At 67.1% G+C, this 19,459-nt stretch carries 18 protein-coding genes and 1 pseudogene; 11 read left to right on the top strand and 8 right to left on the bottom strand.

Going from position 1 to position 19,459, the window contains the following annotated elements:
- Window positions 1–104 precede the first annotated feature (104 nt).
- Genes purU through N0A20_RS12530 form a run of 3 tightly spaced genes read left to right on the top strand, consistent with a single transcriptional unit; the run spans window position 105 to window position 1,913 of the window.
- Entirely contained in the window at window positions 105–965 is an 861-nt protein-coding gene (gene purU, locus N0A20_RS12540; protein WP_260580694.1) for a formyltetrahydrofolate deformylase, read from the top strand.
- 55 nt (window positions 966–1,020) lie between these two features.
- On the top strand, window positions 1,021–1,401 hold the full coding sequence (locus tag N0A20_RS12535) for a VOC family protein (protein ID WP_260580693.1): 381 nt from the start codon (window positions 1,021–1,023) through the stop codon (window positions 1,399–1,401).
- An 8-nt stretch (window positions 1,402–1,409) separates the two neighbouring features.
- Entirely contained in the window at window positions 1,410–1,913 is a 504-nt protein-coding gene (locus N0A20_RS12530) for a prolyl-tRNA synthetase associated domain-containing protein (RefSeq protein ID WP_260580692.1), read from the top strand.
- Between the two features lie 61 nt (window positions 1,914–1,974).
- On the opposite strand, the gene N0A20_RS12525 is transcribed toward N0A20_RS12530, so the two are convergent.
- Window positions 1,975–2,187 carry a hypothetical protein gene (locus N0A20_RS12525; protein WP_260580691.1) on the bottom strand — a complete coding sequence of 71 codons (213 nt, stop codon included), beginning with the start codon at window positions 2,185–2,187 and terminating at the stop codon, window positions 1,975–1,977.
- A gap of 243 nt (window positions 2,188–2,430) precedes the next feature.
- Window positions 2,431–3,543, bottom strand: a complete 1,113-nt coding sequence (locus tag N0A20_RS12520; protein ID WP_260580690.1) for a serine hydrolase domain-containing protein — start codon at window positions 3,541–3,543, stop codon at window positions 2,431–2,433.
- Window positions 3,544–3,615: 72 nt separating this feature from the next.
- On the opposite strand from N0A20_RS12520, the gene fghA reads away from it, so the two are divergent.
- Window positions 3,616–4,479 carry an S-formylglutathione hydrolase gene (fghA, locus tag N0A20_RS12515; protein ID WP_260580689.1) on the top strand — a complete coding sequence of 288 codons (864 nt, stop codon included), beginning with the start codon at window positions 3,616–3,618 and terminating at the stop codon, window positions 4,477–4,479.
- A 32-nt stretch (window positions 4,480–4,511) separates the two neighbouring features.
- On the opposite strand, the pseudogene N0A20_RS12510 reads toward fghA, so the two are convergent.
- The 5 genes and pseudogenes from N0A20_RS12510 to N0A20_RS12490 all read right to left on the bottom strand — a co-directional run bounded on the left by N0A20_RS12510 (window position 4,512) and on the right by N0A20_RS12490 (window position 9,472).
- A pseudogene (locus N0A20_RS12510) lies at window positions 4,512–5,491 on the bottom strand (quinone oxidoreductase family protein).
- A gap of 210 nt (window positions 5,492–5,701) precedes the next feature.
- Window positions 5,702–7,516: a DEAD/DEAH box helicase gene (locus N0A20_RS12505; protein WP_260580688.1), complete on the bottom strand. Its 1,815-nt coding sequence runs from the start codon at window positions 7,514–7,516 to the stop codon at window positions 5,702–5,704.
- Window positions 7,517–7,640: 124 nt separating this feature from the next.
- On the bottom strand, window positions 7,641–8,813 hold the full coding sequence (locus N0A20_RS12500; protein ID WP_260580687.1) for an NAD(P)/FAD-dependent oxidoreductase: 1,173 nt from the start codon (window positions 8,811–8,813) through the stop codon (window positions 7,641–7,643).
- 6 nt (window positions 8,814–8,819) lie between these two features.
- Complete coding sequence (locus N0A20_RS12495; RefSeq protein WP_260580686.1) at window positions 8,820–8,999, bottom strand: hypothetical protein; 180 nt, start codon at window positions 8,997–8,999, stop codon at window positions 8,820–8,822.
- Entirely contained in the window at window positions 8,996–9,472 is a 477-nt protein-coding gene (locus N0A20_RS12490; RefSeq protein WP_260580685.1) for a GreA/GreB family elongation factor, read from the bottom strand. The genes N0A20_RS12495 and N0A20_RS12490 overlap by 4 nt, the downstream gene beginning before the upstream one ends.
- A 122-nt stretch (window positions 9,473–9,594) precedes the next feature.
- On the opposite strand from N0A20_RS12490, the gene N0A20_RS12485 reads away from it, so the two are divergent.
- Window positions 9,595–10,341, top strand: a complete 747-nt coding sequence (locus N0A20_RS12485) for a head GIN domain-containing protein (protein WP_260580684.1) — start codon at window positions 9,595–9,597, stop codon at window positions 10,339–10,341.
- A 43-nt stretch (window positions 10,342–10,384) separates the two neighbouring features.
- On the top strand, window positions 10,385–11,095 hold the full coding sequence (locus N0A20_RS12480) for a head GIN domain-containing protein (RefSeq protein ID WP_260580683.1): 711 nt from the start codon (window positions 10,385–10,387) through the stop codon (window positions 11,093–11,095).
- A gap of 187 nt (window positions 11,096–11,282) precedes the next feature.
- Here the strand turns inward: N0A20_RS12480 and N0A20_RS12475 are convergent, their stop codons facing one another.
- Complete coding sequence (locus tag N0A20_RS12475; protein ID WP_260580682.1) at window positions 11,283–12,101, bottom strand: SDR family oxidoreductase; 819 nt, start codon at window positions 12,099–12,101, stop codon at window positions 11,283–11,285.
- 537 nt (window positions 12,102–12,638) lie between these two features.
- Here N0A20_RS12475 and N0A20_RS12470 point away from each other — a divergent pair.
- The 5 genes from N0A20_RS12470 (at window position 12,639) to N0A20_RS12450 (ending at window position 19,452) form a co-directional block, all read left to right on the top strand.
- Window positions 12,639–12,818: a hypothetical protein gene (locus tag N0A20_RS12470; RefSeq protein WP_260580681.1), complete on the top strand. Its 180-nt coding sequence runs from the start codon at window positions 12,639–12,641 to the stop codon at window positions 12,816–12,818.
- Window positions 12,819–12,934: 116 nt separating this feature from the next.
- Window positions 12,935–15,670 (top strand): preprotein translocase subunit SecA, encoded by a 2,736-nt coding sequence (secA, locus tag N0A20_RS12465; protein ID WP_260580680.1) that lies wholly within the window; start codon window positions 12,935–12,937, stop codon window positions 15,668–15,670.
- A 164-nt stretch (window positions 15,671–15,834) separates the two neighbouring features.
- Window positions 15,835–16,593 carry a sulfite exporter TauE/SafE family protein gene (locus N0A20_RS12460; protein WP_260580679.1) on the top strand — a complete coding sequence of 253 codons (759 nt, stop codon included), beginning with the start codon at window positions 15,835–15,837 and terminating at the stop codon, window positions 16,591–16,593.
- Between the two features lie 308 nt (window positions 16,594–16,901).
- On the top strand, window positions 16,902–18,299 hold the full coding sequence (locus tag N0A20_RS12455; RefSeq protein ID WP_260583911.1) for a circularly permuted type 2 ATP-grasp protein: 1,398 nt from the start codon (window positions 16,902–16,904) through the stop codon (window positions 18,297–18,299).
- Window positions 18,300–18,510: 211 nt separating this feature from the next.
- Window positions 18,511–19,452 (top strand): alpha-E domain-containing protein, encoded by a 942-nt coding sequence (locus N0A20_RS12450; protein ID WP_260580678.1) that lies wholly within the window; start codon window positions 18,511–18,513, stop codon window positions 19,450–19,452.
- The last annotated feature ends 7 nt before the right edge of the window (window positions 19,453–19,459 follow it).

Genomic DNA, 19,459 nt, shown 5'->3' with positions numbered 1-19,459 from the left:
GTTCGCCCTGAGCTTGTCGAAGGGCCGTTCTTCCTGCATGCGGCGGCGCAAGAAAGAACGGTGCTTCGACAGGCTCAGCACGAACGGAATTGGGGAGTGACGATTTGACCGGACCCTATGTCCTGACCTTCAGCTGCGCCGACGCGGTGGGCATCGTCGCGGCGGTCACCGGGCTGCTCGCCGACAAGGACGGTTTCATCCTCGACAGCCAGCAATATGCCGACCTCGACACGGGGCGCTTCTTCATGCGTGTCGAGTTCCGCGGCGCGGGACCGCGCTTCCCCGAGAGGCTGGTCGGCGTGCAGGCGGCCTTCGCGCCAATCGTCAAGCGTTTCCGGATGGACGCGCGGATCAGCGACCGCGGCGCCAAGCCGCGCTTCGTCATCGCGGTGTCGCAGGGCAGCCATTGCCTCAACGACCTGCTCCACCGCTGGGCGACCGGCAATCTCGCGATCGACATCGTCGGCGTGGTGTCGAATCACGAGGCGCAGCGGCGGCTCTCCGAATGGCACGGGGTGCCGTTCCATTATCTGCCGGTCGACGACGCGAACCGCGCCGAACAGGAGCAGGCGATCCTCGATGTCATGGCACGCGGCGGCGCCGAATATCTGGTGCTCGCGCGCTACATGCAGATATTGTCGGGCGAGCTGTCGGCCCGGCTCGCGGGGCGGTGCATCAATATCCACCACAGCTTCCTGCCGGGTTTCAAGGGCGCCAAGCCCTATCACCGCGCGCACGAGCGCGGCGTCAAGCTGATCGGCGCGACCGCGCATTTCGTCACGGGCGACCTCGACGAAGGGCCGATCATCGAACAGGCGGTCGAGCGCGTCGACCACCGCGACGGGGTCGACGACCTGATCCGCATCGGCCGCGACGTCGAGGCGCAGGTGCTGGCGAAGGCGGTGCGCTGGGTCGCCGAGCAGCGCGTTTTGATCGACGGGCGCAAGACGGTTGTCTTCCGCTGACGCCGCGCGCAAGATAAGTATCGAATCGCAACCAAAAACCGGAGGAGCGGAAGCCATGTACAGTCACAATATGGTCGGGTCGAACGACCTCGACGCGTCGAAGAAATTCTATGACGCGACCTTTCAGGCGATCGGCGGCAAGGCGGGGATTCAGGACGACAAGGGGCGCCTGATCTATATGCACAACGGCGGCATCTTCATGGTGACCGCGCCGATCGACGGTCAGCCCGCGACCATCGGCAACGGCTGCACCATCGGGTTCGCGATGGAAGGGCCGGAGCAGGCCGACGCTTGGCACAAGGCGGGGGTCGAGAATGGCGGCACCTCGATCGAAGATCCGCCGGGCGTGCGCGATGGCGGGTTCGGCCAGCTTTACCTTGCCTATCTGCGCGATCCGTCGGGCAACAAGCTCTGCGCGCTGCACCGGATCGTCTGAGGACGAATATGCGGGGCGAGGCGGGGTTGCTGGCGGATCTGGACGCGCTTGCCATCCCCTTCGCTTCCTTCGAGCATGTCGCGGTGTTCACCGTGGCCGAAAGCGACGGGGTGAACGCCGCGATCCCCGGCGCGCATACCAAGAATCTGTTCCTGAAGGACACCGGCGGCGCCTTCTGGCTCGTCACCGTGCCAGGCGAGGCGCGCGTCGACCTGAAGGCCTTGCCCGCCGCGATCGGCTGCAAGCGGGTCAGCTTCGGCAAGGCAGAGGATATGGAACGCCTGCTGGGAATCGCGCCCGGGTCGGTGACTCCGCTCGCCGCGATCAACGCGGCGCCGGGCAGCATCACCGTAGTGATCGACGCGGGGCTGGCCGATGTCGACCCGGTCAATGTTCACCCGCTGCGCAACACCGCGACGCTCGGGCTGGCGGGCTCGGCGATCTTGCGGCTGCTGCGCCATTGGGGACATGCGCCGCTGGTGGCTGCGATTCCCGTCCAGGCCGGACGATAAAAAACCGCCGAAGCGCGGTGGCTTCGGCGGTATGCCTCACCGGGATTTGTCCCTGGTGTGATTATGCCTCCGGCTCGGGCGCCGGGGCGGGTTCGTCCGACGGCGTCGGCTCGTCCGACGGTGCGGGTTCGTCGCTCGGCGCGGGCGCCGGTTCGACAGTCGGCTCCGATGCCGGTTCCTCGGTCGGTGCCGGCGTTTCCGGTTCCTGAGCGGCGGCCAGCGGCGCGATGAAGAAGCTTGCCGTCGCAACGGCCATGATTGAAATCTTACGCATAATTTCCCCTATCGTGGAATATTGGAGAGAACCGAAGGGTTCGACCCATGGACACCATGCTTAAGCCGTTCCCCGCAGACTTTGGCGCCTGATCAAACCTGTATCACTATGGGAAAGTTCCACATTATGGCCCGGGAGCGGCATTTTCGGGACGAACGCCCCCAGATGAGGGATGAAATGAAGCTGTCGCAAAGGCCGCGACGGGAGCGCAGGGCGGCGTTTCTATGCCGCCGCCATCGCCATCTACATCGCGCCGATCAGCGTGAAGGAGCGCGGGTCGCCGGTCAGCCCGCTGTTCATCTTGTTCATGACGTAGCTGAAGGTCGCGCGGGCATCCATGTCGATGATGATCAGCGACCCGCCATAGCCGCCCCAATAGAGGGTGTTCGGGTTGGGCAAGGGCACCAGCTCGCCGGGCAGGCCGAAGCCCATGCCGTAGCGGATCGGGATGCCGAGGATCAGGTCGGTACCCGCGATCTGCAACTCGAGGGCCTTGCGGCATCCGGCTTCGGATAGCAGGCGCTTGCCCTTCGCGACGCCGCCGTTGGCGAGCAGGGCATGGATTTCGGCGACGCTGCGCGCGTTGCCGGTGCCGCCCGCCGCCGGAATTTCGGCGCCGCGCCAGGCGCGGGTGCGCGTCGCCGACACCTCGACGCCGGGATTGGTGAAGGTCTTGCGCTGGATATCGCTGGTGAAGGCGCTGATCGTTTCGGGCGGCGCGATCAGGTCGGCGACGCGGTGGTCCTCCGACGCGGGCAGGCCGATGTGGAAATCGGCGCCGAGCGGTTCGGCGATCTCCTCGCGGAACACCGTGCCGAGCGATTTTCCGGTGATGCGGCGCACGACCTCGCCGACCAGATAGCCCTGGGTGATCGCATGATAGCCGGGCGCGCTGCCCGGCGGCCACCAGGGCGCCTGCGCGGCGAGCAGCGACGTTGCCTTGTCCCAATCGTAGAAATCCGCGGTCGTCATCGGCGCGTCCCAGCCCGAGAGGTCGGCGCTGTGGCTCATCAGCTGCGCGACGGTGATGTCGGCCTTGCCGTTCGCGGCGAATTCGGGCCAGTAGCGCGCGACCGGCGCCGCGAAATCGAGTTCGCCGCGGTCGGCGACGAGCAGGGCGGTGAGCGCGGTCATCGTCTTGGTCGTCGAATAGACGTTGACGATCGTGTCGGCCTGCCAGGGGCGCGTCCGCGCTTCGTCGGCATGGCCGCCCCACAGGTCGACCACCGTCTCGCCCTCGACCGTCGCGCAGAAGGAGAGGCCGACGTCGGCACCGCTCGCGAGGCTCGCCGCCATGCCGAGCCGGACGGCACCAAAGCGATCCTGACACGTTCCATGGATGACAGTATCGAACATGCGGCGCGCTCTCCCCTTTGGCTTTCGTGTCAGCATGGACTAGGCTCGCGAAAAGACAAGCAGGACGACATCATGCCCCTCGAAACCCTCTCCACCACCCGCAGCCATGGCGGCACGCAGGGCGTGTACAGGCACGCCAGCACCACGACCGGCACCGACATGACCTTCGCGGTCTTCGTGCCCGACCATGCCGAAGGCGCGAAGCTGCCGGTGCTCTGGTATCTGTCGGGGCTGACCTGCACCCATGCCAATGTCATGGAAAAGGGCGAATATCGCGCCGCCTGCGCCGAGCATGGCGTGATCTTCATCGCGCCCGACACCAGCCCGCGCGGCCCCGATTCAAACGGTGACGCCGTTCCCGACGATCCCGAGGGCGCGTGGGACTTTGGGCTCGGTGCCGGCTTCTACGTCGATGCGACCGAGGAGCCGTGGGCGAAACACTACCGGATGCGCAGCTATATCGAGGACGAACTGCCGTCGCTGGTGCTGCGCAATTTCGCGGGCGCCGACCTGACGCGGCAGGCGATCACCGGCCATTCGATGGGCGGCCACGGCGCGCTGACCATCGGCCTCCGCAACCAGGACCGTTTCCGTTCGGTCTCGGCCTTTTCGCCGATCGTCGCGCCGCTGCAATGTCCGTGGGGGGAGAAGGCGCTGTCGAACTACCTCGGCGACGACCGCGAGGATTGGCATGCGTATGACGCCTGCGCGCTGCTCGACCAGGGGCTGCGGGTGCCCGACCTGCTCGTCGACCAGGGCGAAGCCGATGGTTTTCTCGCCGAACAGCTCAAGACCGAACTGCTGGTCGCGGCATGCGAACGCAACGGGCAGAAGGCCGAAATCCGGATGCAGCCGGGATATGACCACAGCTATTATTTCATCTCGACCTTCATGGCCGAGCATGTGGCGTGGCACGCGGAACGGTTGAAGGCGTAACTACTCCCCTCCCGCCTGCGGGAGGGGAGAGGTCAGGGAATCAGCACCGTCGATCCCGTCGTCCGTCCGGCCTGCAAGTCGGCATGCGCCCGCGCGGCATCCTGCAACCCGTAACGCTGCCCCACGGTAATCCGTACCGCGCCGCTCTCGATCATCTCGAACACCCGCGCCGCGCCCGCCGCGCGTTCGCCGGGATGGAGATAATAGTCGAACAAGGTCGGCCGCGTCACGAACTGCGAGCCGTGCTGCGCGAGCACGCCGAGGTTGACGCCCGTCACCGGCCCGTCGGCATTGCCGTAGCTGACGATCAGCCCGCGCCGCGCGGTGGCCTTGAGCGAGACCTCCCACGTCGCCATGCCGATCCCGTCGAAGGTCACCGGCACGCCCTGGCCGTCGGTGAGGCTGCGGACATGCGCGGCGACATCGTCGCTCTTGTACAGCAGCACATGGTCGGCGCCCGCCTCGCGCGCGGCCTCGGCCTTGGCTTCGGTGCTGACGGTGCCGATCACGGTCGCGCCGATCGCCTTCAGCCATTGCACGAGGATCAGCCCGACCCCGCCCGCGGCGGCGTGGACCAGGACAGGCCGAAGCCGGCCTCGACCTTCGCGCAGCGTTCGACGAGCATTTCGACGGTGCAGGCCTTGAGCAGCGCCGCGGCGGCGGTTTCGTCGTCGATTGCGGCGGGCAGCTTGAACAATGACGCGGCGGGCAGGATGCGCGCGCTCGAATAGGCGTTGCGGTCGGGACCGAAGGTCGCGACGCGATCGCCGGGCTGGAGGCCGTGGACATGCTCGCCGACCGCGACGACCTCACCGGCCGATTCGACGCCGAGGCCGCTCGGCAGTTCGACCGGATAAGTGCCGTCGCGATGATAGGTGTCGAGATAGTTGAGTCCGATCGCCGTGTGGCGCAGCAGCACCTCGCCGGGGCCGGGTTCGCCGAGCGTCACCTCGCGCCAGTCGATGACCTCGGGACCGCCCTGGGTTTCGATGAAGGCCTGGACTGCTTGCATGATCGCGCTCCTGCTGATGGTCTCATCTGGGACGCGGGCAGGCTGGGTGCAAGGGAGGATGCGTTGAAAGCCCCTCCCCTTCAGGGGAGGGGTTGGGGTGGGGGCTGTTACGATGGTGCAAGGCCGCTGGCCCCCACCCGCTGCGACTAGGGACGGCTTACGCCGACCCAAGTCTCGCTGCCCTCCCCCGAAGGGGAGGGTGGATTTACATTAGTATTTCCCCGTCTTGCGCGGGGTGCGCTGGCCGTAGGGCTTGGGCTTGTAACGCTCGGGCTTGCCGCCGGGGCCGCCCGGACCCCGCGGGTCGGCGCGTTCGCCGGCGCCGCGCGGTGCGCTGCGGTGCGTATCGCGGCTACCCTTGTCGCGGCGCGGCGGATAGGTGGGACCGTCGGGCGCCGGGGTGATCGCGACGCCGCTGTCGTCCTCGCCATCCTGGTTCGCGGTGCGCGTCACCGCCTCGGCGAAGCGGTCGGCGATCGCGAGGGGGATGTTGAACAAGGTCTCGTTCGGTCCGATGCGGATCGCGCCGATCTCGTTCTTGGTCACATGGCCGCGGCGGCAGAGCAAGGGCAGGATCCAGCGCGGGTCGGCGTTCTGGCGGCGGCCGATGTTCAGCTTGAACCAGATGCTGTCGTCGAAACCTTCGCGGCGCTCGCCGCGATCCCGCGGCTCGCGTTCGAAACGCTCGCCGCGTTCGGGGCGCTCGCGGCCGCGTGCGCTGTTGTCGATCAGATCCTCGGGCGCGGGCATCAGCGCGCGGTGCGCGCGGACCAGCGACGCCGCGATATCTTCGGCGCTTCGCTCGGCCATCAGGCGCTGCGCGAGTTCGATATCCTCGGCTTCATGCTCGATGGGGGCGAGCAATTTCTCGATCAGCCGTTCCTGGTCGCGTTTCCGTACATCGGCGGCGGTCGGGGCCTCCATCCATTCGGCGTTGATGCGCGCGCCGCGCAGCATCCCGTCGACGCGGCGGCGGCGCGGATAGGGGACGATCAGCACTGCGGTGCCCTTCTTGCCCGCGCGGCCGGTGCGGCCCGACCGGTGCTGAAGCGTTTCGGCGTCGCGCGGAATCTCGACATGGATGACGAGCGACAGGCTGGGCAGGTCGATGCCGCGCGCCGCGACGTCGGTCGCGACACAGACGCGCGCGCGGCGGTCGCGCAGCGCCTGCAGCGCATGGTTGCGTTCGTTCTGGCTATGCTCGCCCGACAGCGCGACGGCGGCGAAACCGCGGTCGGTCAGGCTGGCGTGCAGGCGGCGGACATTGTCGCGCGTCGCGCAGAACAGCATCGCGGTTTCGGCCTCGTGGAGGCGCAGCAGGTTGATGACGGCACCCTCGATATCGGCGGGGGCGACGGTCACCACCTGATAGGCGATGTCGCCATGGCCGCGATCCTCGCCGACGGTCGAGATGCGCAGCGCGTCGCGCTGGTAACGCTTGGCGAGCTGGGCGATCGGCTTGGGGATCGTCGCCGAGAAGAGCAAGGTGCGGCGCGTCTCGGGGGTCGCGTCGAGGATTTCTTCCAGATCCTCGCGAAAGCCCATGTCGAGCATCTCGTCGGCTTCGTCGAGCACCGCGACGCGCAGCGCGGCGAGGTCGAGCGCGCCGCGTTCGAGATGGTCGCGCAGGCGTCCCGGGGTGCCGACGACGATATGGACGCCCTGGTTGAGGCTGCGCCGTTCCTTGCTGGCGTCCATGCCGCCGACACAGGTCGCGATGCGCGCGCCGGCCTTGGCATAGAGCCAGCCGAGTTCGCGGCTGACCTGCAGCGCCAGTTCGCGCGTCGGCGCAATGATGAGCGCGAGCGGCGAGGTGGCGAAGGGCAGGCGGTCGCCCTCGATCAGTTCCCCGGCCATGGCAAGGCCGAAGGCGACGGTCTTGCCCGACCCGGTCTGGGCGGAGACGAGCAGATCGCGGCCGACCGCTTCGGACTCGACGACATGCGCCTGGACGGGGGTGAGGGCTTCATAGCCGCGCGTGGTGAGGGCGTCCGCGAGGACGGGGGAAAGATGGTCGAAAGGCATTGGTCTTCTTATCCTGTGCGGCGCTGCGCCGTTTTCTGGGTCTCCTCGCCGCCGTCAGGCCAATGATGCCAAGGCGGCGGGGCTATCGTCCCGCCAGCATCCCGAGGAATATGTCTGGTTTTTCCTAAAGCGCCCGACCGGCGGCGTGTCCGCTGGCCCAGGCCCATTGAAAATTATAGCCGCCCAGCCACCCGGTGACGTCCACGGCTTCGCCGACCGCATACAGTCCCGGCACCGATTTGGCCATCATTGTTTGCGAGGACAGGTTCGCGGTCGAAATGCCGCCGACGGTGACCTCGGCTTTCGCGAAGCCTTCGGTGCCGTTGGGGCGGAAGATCCAGCGCCGGAGGCGCGCCTCGGCGTCGGCGAGCCTGCGGTCGGTCTGCGCGCCGAGTTCGCCGGGGAGGGCGAGGCGGTCGGCGAGCGTCTGCGCGAGGCGGTCGGGCAGGGCGAGCGCCGAGGCGAGCGTCGCGCGCGGTCTGGCGCGCTTGGCTTCGAGCAGCCAGCCTTGCGGCGCATCGGGCAGGAAATCGATCGTCACCGATTCGCCGGGACGCCAATAGCTGCTGACCTGCAGGATGGCGGGGCCGGAGAGGCCCTTGTGGGTGAAGAGCGCGGCTTCGCGGAACGCCGCCTTGCCCGCGCGCGCCTCGACCGGCGTCGCGACGCCCGACAGGTCGCGGAACAGCACGTCGTCGCCGCCGAGCGTGAGCGGGACGAGCGCGGGGCGCGGTTCGACGACCTTCAGCCCGAACCGGCGCGCGAGGTCGTAGGCGAAGCCGGTGGCGCCCATCTTGGGGATCGAGGGTCCGCCGGTGGCGATGACGAGATTGGGGGCGGCGAACTGGAAGTTGGCGAAAGTGCCGCGGAACAGACCGTCGGCATGGTCGATTTGTCGTACAACTTCGCCGCAGCGGATGTCGACGCCGCCCTTCGCGCATTCGGCGAGCAGCATCGCGACGATCTGTTTCGCGGAGCCGTCGCAGAAGAGTTGGCCAAGGGTTTTCTCATGAAAGGCAATGCCATAGGCCCGGACCAGCGCGATGAAATCGGCGGGCGTGTAGCGCGCGAGCGCCGATTTGGCGAAATGCGGATTGGCCGAGATATACGTTTCCGGGCGCGCGTGGATGTTGGTGAAGTTGCACCGCCCGCCGCCCGAGATGAGGATTTTCTTGCCCACCTCGTCGGCATGGTCGAGCAGCAGGACGCGCTTGCCGCGCTGCCCCGCGGCCGCGGCGCACATCAGCCCGGCCGCACCGGCGCCCAGCACGATGGCGTCATATCGGGCGGCGGTCATGAAGGATCAGTGCAGCTTCGCGATCGGCAGGCCGTCGGCCCTGGCGCGCGCCTTCACCGATTCCTCGCTGCGCGTCAGCGCCCGGGCGATGGCCTTCAGCGCCATGCCCTTCTTCGCCAGCGTGTGCAGCTTGTCGATCTCGGCGGCGGTCCACGGCTGTTTGTGGCGTTCGAACTTGTCCTTCATGCCTGCGTCTCCGGATCGGCCGCGGCGGCGATGATCGCGATCGCGTCCTCGCGGCCCTGATAGTCGAGCGCCTCGCCGGCTTCGGCGCCCATCAGCGCGCGGGCGAGCGGGGCGGAAAAGGCGATGGTCCCCTGCGCCGGATCGGCCTCGTCATGGCCGACGACGGTCAGCGTACGCGTCGCGCCGTCGAGCGTGAAGGTCACCTTGCTGCCGATGCCGACGACACCGGCGCCGGGCGCGGGCTGCACCTCGGCGGTCGACTGGCGCGTGTGGACATAGCGTTGCCGTTTCCGGAGCGTCTTGCGCGCCTCTTCGTCTTCGGCCGCCGCGATCGCATCGGCCAGTCGGGCCGCTTCCTCGTCGAGCAGCCGTATTCCTCGCGGGGTGACCAGGTTCGGACCGACGGGAATCGGCCATTCGAACGCGGGTTCCTTATGTTCGTCGTCGCTTTCGCGGCGAAACGCTACGCTCATCGTCCATCATCCGGTTGAAGGGGAACGGTGCCTCTGGCCCAGGAAGGTGGCGACAAGATGGCGCGCTCTGGACAGGTGGCTCCGATGTGTGTTATGTAAGCAATACACGAAGGAGATTGGTGATGCGTAACTGGACGATCGCGGCGCTGCCGCTGACTTTGGCGCTGGCGGCGTGCAACGGCACGATCACGACCGACGAGGGCGGCAAGGGGCGCTCCGCCGATCCGGGGCCGACGACGACGCAGGATTTCGCGCTCACGGGTTTCACGGGGGTCGAAGTGACGGGCCCGGACGACGTCACCATCCGCCAGGGCGACGCCTTTTCGATCAGCGCGAAGGGGCCGAAGGCCGAGATCGACGATCTGGAGATCAAGCTCGACGGCACGACGCTGTCGATCGGGCGCAAGCGCAGCGGCTTCAGCTTCGGCGGGCGCGACCATGACGAGGTCGAGATCGCGATCACCATGCCCAGGCTCGGCGCGGTGAAGCTGACCGGATCGGGGTCGATCGACGCCGATACGATCGACGGCAATGACGTTGCGGCGGTGCTTACCGGGTCGGGCGACCTGAAGGTCGCGAAATTCAGCGGTGCCAAGGCGAAGCTGACCGTATCGGGCTCGGGCGACATCGAAATCGCCGGCGGCGCGATCAAGTCGGGCGACCTCGACGTGACCGGGTCGGGCGATATCGACGCCAAGGGACTTGCCGCCGAGACGCTCGATATTTCGGTCACCGGATCGGGCAACATCGCGGCACAGGCGACCGCGAGCGCCGATATCAGCATATTGGGTTCGGGCGACGTCGACCTGACCGGCGGCGCCGCCTGTACGACCAAGGCGATGGGATCGGGCACCGCGACCTGCAAATAGGCTCCCACTGGCGCCGTCCGGCCGGACAGGGTAGGGCGGCGCCATGGCATTCCTGATCCGATGGGCCGCGCTGGCGGCCGCCGCCCTGCTCGCCGCAGCGTCCGCTTCGGCGGCCGAGAAGCGCTATGGGCTGACCAGTTTCGAGGCGATCGAGCTCAATGCCGACGTGACGGTCGAGGTGGTGACGCGCGCGCCGGTCAGCGCGGTGGCGACCGGCTCGCCCGACGCGCTCGACCGGCTGACGGTCGAGACGCGCGACGGGCGGCTGGTGATCGGGCAGAAAATCTATGCGGGCGACGAGGCGCGGCGCCAGCCGCTCGGCGCGGTGACGCTGCGCGTCAACGCCGCGAATTTGCGCTCGGCGACGGTGGTCGGCGGCGGGTCGCTGCAGATCGACACGCTGAAGGGCACGAAGGTGACGATCGGGCTGCGCGGGCCGGGGCGGCTGACCGTCGGCACGGTGACCAGCGACCGGCTGACCGTCGCGATGATCGGCAACGGCACGATGGTGCTGGCGGGCCAAGCCAAGACCGCGCAGATGACGCTGTCGGGCGCCGGGGCGGTCGATGCGGGCGACCTGAAGATCGACGAACTGGTCAGCGACAGCGAAGGCACCGGCGACCATATTTTTCACGCGGTCAAAAGCGCCGCGGTGACGAGCCGCGGGCTGGGCCGGGTGACGGTGCTGGGCAAGCCGCTGTGCACGGTGCGCAACGTCGGGGCGGGCACGGTGCAGTGCGGGGCGAGGAAATAGAGGGCAGATAACGGGCGGGAGCGGGGGTTGATCTCCCCTCCCTTTCAGGGAGGGGCTGGGGGTGGGTGGCCGCCGAAGGCGGCGCTCTTCCTTCTGGCTCGCTGCGCTCGCTACCCACCCCTAACCCCCTCCCTAAAAGGGAGGGGAATGACTGCTCACCACCCCCACCCGCCTTCGACCGGCGCGTCTAATGCCCCCCGGCCGCGCCCAGCCCATCGACCTTTTTCGATTGCTTGACGATCAGCCCCGGGAACCAGCGGGCGATGCGCGACAGGCGTTTGGCCATCTTGCCGACGGGGGTGTGCACCCTCTCGCCATGCACCGCCGCCCATGCCGCCTCGCCGACGCGCTCGACGGGGACGATCTCGAAGCCGCTCGCCGACAGGCGGTTGCGTGCGGGTTCGTTGCTGTCGGCGCTGACCTGGTCGAGCAGGGGCGTGTCGATGAAACCGGGCATCAGCGAGCGCACCTTGATGCCGTGCTTGGCGAATTCGATGTCCAGCGCCTCGGTCAGCCCGCGCACCGCGAATTTGGTCGCCGAATAGACCGCAAGCCCCGCGACGCCATAGAAGCCCGAAGCCGAACCGGTGTTGAGGATCGTCGCCCCCGGCGTCGCTTTCAGCAAGGGCAGCGCCATATAGATGCCGTTGACCACCCCGCCGAAATTGATCGCGATCAGCCGGTCGGCCTCTTCGGGCGCCATGTCGATGAACTGGCCGCCCGAGCCGATGCCGGCGTTGTTGAACAGCACGTCGAGCCGCCCGCCGCTCTGTTCGGCGAAGGCGGCGAGCGCCGCCCGCCACTGGTCGCGGTCGCGCACGTCCATGACATGGCGCGACGACGCGCCCACGGGGAGCAGTGCCGCGGTCTCGTCGATCCCGGCGCTGTTGACGTCGGCGATGCCGACGAACCAGCCCTGCGCGGCGAAATGACGCGCGGTGGCGCGGCCGATGCCCGAGCCGCCCCCGGTGATGAAAATCGCTTTCCGTGCCCCGTTGCTGGCCATATGCGCCCTCTCCTTACATTCTTGTTAGTGGCAGATGATGCGATGTTGGCTGGGAGGTCAAGTCGAAAGGCGGGCGGTGGAGGTTTTGGGGTGGGGAGCGGACATAAAGATCCTCCCCGGCACGGGGAGGGGGACCAGCGAAGCTGGTGGAGGGGCACAGGCGGTTTGCCTTGCCGGTGAGGCCGTGCTTGCGGCTCGGTTCACCGGAAAGGAAGCTTCCCTGGCTCGGAGCAGCGTCAACCTCCCGTGCCCCTCCATCACCCTGCGGGTGGTCCCCTCCCCCCGTTGGGGGAGGATCGCTTGCGGCCGCTCCCGTCCGAAACCCGCCACACCGACCCCGGCTTCCCGTCGCGCCGCCGATCTCCCTCTGGACCTTGCTCCCGTTTCACCCTATGTTCAGCATCCAGCGTGCTATAAACCGCGCGTCTGATAACAAGGGGCGTTATTCTTTGCGTTTGCTGCTGACCCTGTTGGCTCTGCTCACCGGACTCGTCGGCGCCGATCGCGCCATGGCGGCGCCCGCGACAGCCGGCCGCGATGGGGTCGCTGATCCTGCTCGCCGAAACGGGGCAGCAGGCCGAAGCGAACGACAGCGAACGCCGCCCCGTCGCGACGACGCCGACGCGGCGCACCGTCACCTCGGGCCGCAAGCCGCGCAAGGCGCCGCCGCCGCACCTGCCCGGCCTGCTCATCGGCAGCGACCGCGCCCTCGAATAGCCGATAATGCGACGGGCGCTCCGCCGCCCGCGACCTGTTTTGCGCCGTGCCCGACGGGCGGCGTCTATGGCCGTAAAACCGGCCTTTATCATCCTCATATCCCAAGGAAATACGCCATGTTCGGCAGCATCGCCAAGAGCCTGTTCGGCTCGTCCAACGACCGTTACGTCGCCTCGATCCGCAAGATCGTCGACAAGATCAACGCCTTCGAGCCAGCGATGCAGGCGTTCGACGACGCCGCCCTGCAGGCGCAGACCGCGAAGCTGCGCGCGCGGCTGGAGGCCGACGAGACGCTCGACGACATATTGCCCGAAGCCTTTGCCACGGTGCGCGAGGCGGCGGTCCGCACGCTCGGCATGCGCCATTTCGATGTGCAGATGATCGGCGGCGTCGTGCTCCACCGCGGCGAGATCGCCGAGATGGCGACCGGCGAGGGCAAGACGCTGATGGCGACGCTGCCCTGCTATCTCAACGCGCTCGAGGGCAAGGGCGTGCATGTCGTGACGGTCAACGATTATCTCGCGCGCCGCGACGCCGAATGGATGGGCACCGTCTATGGTTTCCTCGGCCTGACCACCGGGGTCATCGTGCCGAACCTCAACGAGGTGCAGCGGCGCGAGGCCTATGGCTGCGACATCACCTATGCGACGAACAACGAGCTGGGGTTCGATTATCTGCGCGACAATATGAAGTTCGACCGCCAGCAGATGGTCCACCGCCCGTTCAATTTCGGCATCGTCGACGAGGTCGACTCGATCCTGATCGACGAAGCGCGCACGCCGCTGATCATCTCCGGCCCCACCGACGACAAGTCGGAACTCTACATCCGCGTCAACGAGGTGGTGCACCAGCTCGTCGAGGAGGATTATGAGAAGGACGAGAAGTCCAAGTCGATCAGCCTGACCGAGGAAGGCACCGAGCATGTCGAACGGCTGCTCGAAGCCGCGGGGCTGCTGCAGGGCAGCAACCTCTACGATATCGAGAACACCCAGGTCGTCCATCACGTCAACCAGGCGCTGAAGGCGATCATGATGTTCAAGCTGGACATCGATTATATCGTCAAGGACGGCAAGGTCGTCATCATCGACGAATTCACCGGCCGCATGATGGACGGCCGCCGCTGGTCCGACGGCCTGCACCAGGCGGTCGAGGCCAAGGAAGGCGTGCAGATCGAGCCCGAGAACCAGACGCTCGCGTCGATCACCTTCCAGAATTATTTCCGCATGTACCCGAAACTGTCGGGCATGACCGGCACCGCGGCGACCGAGGCGCCCGAATTTTTCGACATCTACAAGATGAACGTCGTCACCATCCCGACCAACCGCCCGATCGCGCGCAAGGACGAGGAGGACGAATTCTACAAGAATATCACCGACAAGTTCGGCGCCATCGCCAAGACGATCCGCGAGGCGAACGAGCGCGGCCAGCCGGTGCTCGTCGGCACCGTGTCGATCGAGAAGTCGGAACTGCTGTCCTCCTATCTCGAAAAGGAAGGCGTGCCGCACAGCGTGCTCAACGCGCGTTTCCACGAGAGTGAGGCGCATATCGTCGCGCAGGCGGGCCGCACCGGCGCGGTGACCATCGCGACCAACATGGCGGGCCGCGGCACCGACATCAAACTGGGCGGCAACGAGGAATTCCGCATCGACGACGAGCTCAAGGACCTGCCCGAAGGCCCCGAGCGCGATGCCGAAATCGCGCGCATCCAGGCCGAGGTCGCCGCCGAGCGCGAGGCGGTGCTGGCCGCGGGCGGCCTGTTCGTGCTCGCGACCGAGCGCCACGAAAGCCGCCGCATCGACAACCAGCTGCGCGGCCGTTCGGGGCGCCAGGGCGATCCGGGCCTGTCGAAATTCTATCTGTGTCTCGACGACGACCTGCTGCGCATCTTCGGCCCCGACACGCTCTTTTCCAAGATGATGAACAAGAATCTGGAGGATGGCGAGGCGATCGGGTCGAAATGGCTGTCGAAGGCGATCGAGACCGCGCAGAAGAAGGTCGAGGCGCGCAACTACGACATCCGCAAGCAGGTCGTCGAGTACGACAACGTCATGAACGACCAGCGCAAGGTCATCTACGAGCAGCGCGGCGACATCATCGACAGCGAGACGGTCGACGATGTGATGGCGGCGATGCGTGCGGAGACGGTGAATGCGATCGTCGCCGACGCCTGCCCGCCGGGCAGCTATCCCGAGCAATGGGATATCGAAGGCATGAAGGCGCGCGTCGCCGATATCCTCGACCTCGACTTGCCGATCGACGACTGGATGCAGGAGGATGCGGTCGATGCCGAAATCTTCGAGGAGCGCATCCAGGAACGCGCCGACGCGGTCGCGGCCGAAAAGGCGGCGCTGGTCGACGGCGAGACGTGGAAGAGCATCGAGAAATCGGTGCTGCTCCAGACGCTCGACCATCACTGGAAAGAGCATCTGTCGACCCTCGACGCGCTGCGCCAGGTCGTGTTCCTGCGCGCCTATGCGCAGAAGCAGCCGATCAACGAATATAAGCAGGAGGCGTTCGGCCTGTTCGAACGCATGCTGTCGAACATCCGCGAGGATGTGACGCGCACGATCGCGCGGCTCGACCTGCGCTTCGAGGAGCCCGAGCCGATGCCGCTGCCCGAACTGCCCGATTTCCTGACGACGCATATCGACCCCTTTACCGGCGACGACAACAGCGCCGATATCGACGGGGGCTCGCTGGGCGTGATCGCGAACACGCTGCCGCCGATGCAGGCGCCGCGTCCCGACCTGCCGCAGGGCGAAAACCCCTATGCGGCGCTCGAGATCAGCCGCAACTCGCCGTGCCCGTGCGGTTCGGGGCGCAAGTACAAGCACTGTCACGGGGCGCTGTAGGCGCGCGGCATGCAATATAGGACCCGATTCCCCGAGCGAAGACGAGGGGCCATGCCGAGCGAAGTCGAGGCAGCGCCCTTGCGGGTTCTCGCTTCGCTCGAACGGGCCCCTCGTCTTCGCTCGGGGAATCGGGTCATGTTCTGCGTCGAAAGCGGGATGCCGCAATGACCGGGCTCGCCGCAGCTTTCGGCCTCACCGCGCTGCTCTATGCCGCGGTCGGGTTCGGCGGCGGGTCGACCTATACCGCGCTGCTGATCCTCGGCGGCGTCGCGGTGGGGCTGGTCCCGGCGATCAGCCTGGCGTGCAACGTCATCGTCGTCAGCGGCGGCACGATCCGCTTCGCGCGCGCGGGGGTGATGCCCTGGGCGAAGGCGCTGCCGCTGATCGCCGTCGCGGCGCCGCTCGCCTTTCTCGGCGGGCTGACCCCGGTGAAGCAGGGGGTGCTCGTCATCCTGCTAGGGCTGTCGCTGCTCGCCTCGGCGGTCGCGCTGATGGTCCAGCCGCAGGCCGCGAAACCCGTGAACCTGTCGCCCAAGCTGTTGCTGCCGGTCGCGGCGGGGCTGGGCTATCTGGCGGGGGTGGTCGGCATCGGCGGCGGCATCTTCCTCGCGCCGATCCTCCACCTGATCCGCTGGGCCGAAGCGCGGCAGGTCGCCGCGACCGCCAGCCTGTTCATCCTCGTCAACAGCCTGTTCGGGCTGACCGGCCAGCTGATCAAGGGCAAGGGGCTGGAGATGGCGCACGCCGTCGCCGACCACTGGCCGCTGCTGGTCGCGGTGCTGATCGGCGGCGCGATCGGCACGCAGATCGCGGTGAAGACCGGCCCGGCGATGCTGATCCGGCGGCTGACGGCGCTGCTGGTCGGGTTCGTGGCGGTGCGGTTGCTGTATTTGGCGCTGATGCTTCCGTTGGCGGGCGTTTAGCGTTGCGCTCAGGTTCCCGTTCGCCCTGAGCTTGTCGAAGGGCCGTGCTTTGCCCTTGCGGCGTCCAAAGAGAAGGACGGTGCTTCGACAAGCTCAGCACGAACGGGGCTGGGGCGATCTTATCTTAGATTGCAACGCGCCACCCATCTTGCCTTCCCGCACCGGAGTGCTAGCATCGGCCTCATAAGCTTGTCGGCCATGCAGCCGGCAGGTGCGCAGCAGCTGGAACATCGGGCGTCGCAACGGTTTGCGGCGGTGGGAAGGCATGTTGCGTGGAAAGGGCTGGCTCCATTCAATTCTTCGACGAGATGCATGGCCATGGGGGCGACACGAGGACGCCCTATACCGAATTTTGCGAATGGTTCGCCGCCGAGGAACCCGCGCGTATCCACCGCAAGGCGCAGCAGGCCGAGGCCTTTTTCCGCACCACCGGCATCACCTTCAACGTCTATGGCGAGGATGACGCCGACGAAAGGCTGATCCCCTTCGACGTGGTGCCGCGGATCATTTCGGCGAGCGAGTGGCGGCGGCTGTCGCGCGGCATCGAACAGCGGGTGCGCGCGCTCAACGCCTTCCTCCACGATATCTATCACCGGCAGGAGATATTGCGCGCCGGGCGGGTGCCGGTCGAGCTGATCTCGCGCAACGAGGCGTTCCTGCCGATGATGATGGGGATGGATCCGCCGGGCGGCGTCTATACGCATATCACCGGCACCGACATCGTCCGCACCGGCCCGAACGAATTCTATGTGCTGGAGGACAATGCCCGCACGCCGTCGGGCGTCTCCTACATGCTCGAAAATCGCGAGACGATGCTCCAGATGTTCCCCGAGCTGTTCGCGAAGGTGCCGGTGCGCGAGGTCGGCGACTATCCGATCAACCTGCTGCGCTCGCTCGCCGCCTGCGCGCCGCCGAAATGCGACGGGACGCCGACGGTCGCGGTGCTCACGCCGGGCATCCACAACAGCGCCTATTTCGAGCACAGCTTCCTCGCCGACCAGATGGGCGCCGAACTGGTCGAGGGACACGACCTGCGCGTCGTGAACGGCCGCGTCGCGATGCGCACGACGCAGGGCTATACGCCGATCGACGTCGTCTATCGCCGCGTCGACGACGATTTCCTCGATCCGCTGAACTTCCGCCCCGACTCGATGCTCGGCGTGCCCGGCATCTGGGACGTCTACCGCGCCGGCGGCATCACCATCGCCAATGCGCCGGGCACCGGCATCGCCGACGACAAGGCGCTGTACAGCTACATGCCCGACATTATCGAATTCTACACCGGCGAGCGCGCGCTGCTGCCCAATGTGCCGACCTGGCGCTGCAGCGAGACCGAGCATCTGAAGGAGGTGCTCGACCGATTGCCCGAACTGGTGGTCAAGGAGGTCCATGGCTCGGGCGGTTACGGCATGCTCGTCGGTCCCGCCGCGAGCAAGAAGGAGATCGCCGCCTTTCGCGCCAAGCTGGAGGCGAACCCGCGCGGCTATATCGCGCAGCCGACGCTGTCGCTGTCGACCGTGCCGATCTTCACCAGGGCGGGCCTCGCCCCGCGCCATGTCGATCTGCGGCCCTTCGTGCTGATGTCGCCCGCGGGCGTCACCATCACCCCCGGCGGCCTGACCCGCGTCGCGATGACCAAGGGGTCGCTGGTGGTCAATTCGAGCCAGGGCGGCGGGACCAAGGATACGTGGGTGCTGGAGGATTGATGGTGGGCATGACGTCATTCCTTCGCCACCCCCTCCCGCAAGCGGGAGGGGCAGCGAGGCTTGGCAGCTTGCTGCCTAGCCGCAGCGGGGTGGGCCAGCCACGCCGCGTTTCCGCCCACCCCGCTGCGACTAGGCCCGGCTTCGCCGAGCCAAGTCTCGCTGCCCCTCCCGCCTGCGGGAGGGGAGGCCGGGTGCGTCGGAGCCTACGCCCATGCTAGGCAAGACCGCCGGCAGCCTCTTCTGGATGGCGCGCTATCTTGAACGGAGCGAGAATAATGCGCGGCTGATCGACGCCGGGTTCCGTATCGCGCTGACGCGGTCGAGCACCGCCAGGGCCGAGTGGAAGTCGATCCTCGTCACCGCGGGGTCGAACCAGGCGTTCGAGGCGACCGGGCAGGAATATAGTTCGGCGAAGGTCGTCGACTTCCTGCTCCGCGACACGCGCAATCCGTCGAGCATCTTGTCGGTCGTCAAGCAGGCGCGCGACAATGCGCGCACCGCGCGCACCTATCTGACCCGCGAGGTGTGGGAGGCGGTGAACACAAGCTGGATGACGCTCGGCGCGCTGCTCAAGCGGCAGGTGCGCGACGACGACCTGCCCGATGTGCTGTCGGCGATCCGCCAGCAGAGCGCGCAGGTGCGCGGCGCCTTTTCGGGGACGATGCTGCGCAACGACGGCTATAATTTCTCGCGGCTCGGCACCTTCCTCGAACGCGCCGACAACACCGCGCGCATCCTCGACGTCAAATATTATCTGCTGCTGCCCTCGGTCGCGCATATCGGCACCTCGATCGACAATGTGCAGTGGGAGACGATCCTGCGCTCGGTGTCGGCGCACCGCGCCTATCACTGGCTGTACGGGACCGAGATCAGCGCGCTGAAGATCGCCGAATTCCTGATCCTCTACAAACAGATGCCGCGCAGCCTGGCCTTTTGCGCGCAGAAGATGCAGGACAATATCGGCTGGCTGCAGCGCGGCTATGGCGAGGAGACCGAGGCCGGGCGCATGGTCGCGGCGCTGCACCAGAAGAAGCTGGCCGGGCCGATCCAGGCGATCTTCGACGGCGGCCTGCACGAATATATCACCGACTTCCTCCGCGCCAACGCCGCGCTCGCGCAGCAGATCGAGCGCGACTACCGGTTTGTGGAATAGGGTTCGG

Source organism: Sphingopyxis sp. PET50, from assembly GCF_025244705.1.
Lineage (GTDB): Bacteria > Pseudomonadota > Alphaproteobacteria > Sphingomonadales > Sphingomonadaceae > Sphingopyxis.
The sequence above is the reverse complement of the archived record's forward strand: the minus strand, read 5'-3'. Positions and strand labels throughout refer to the sequence as shown.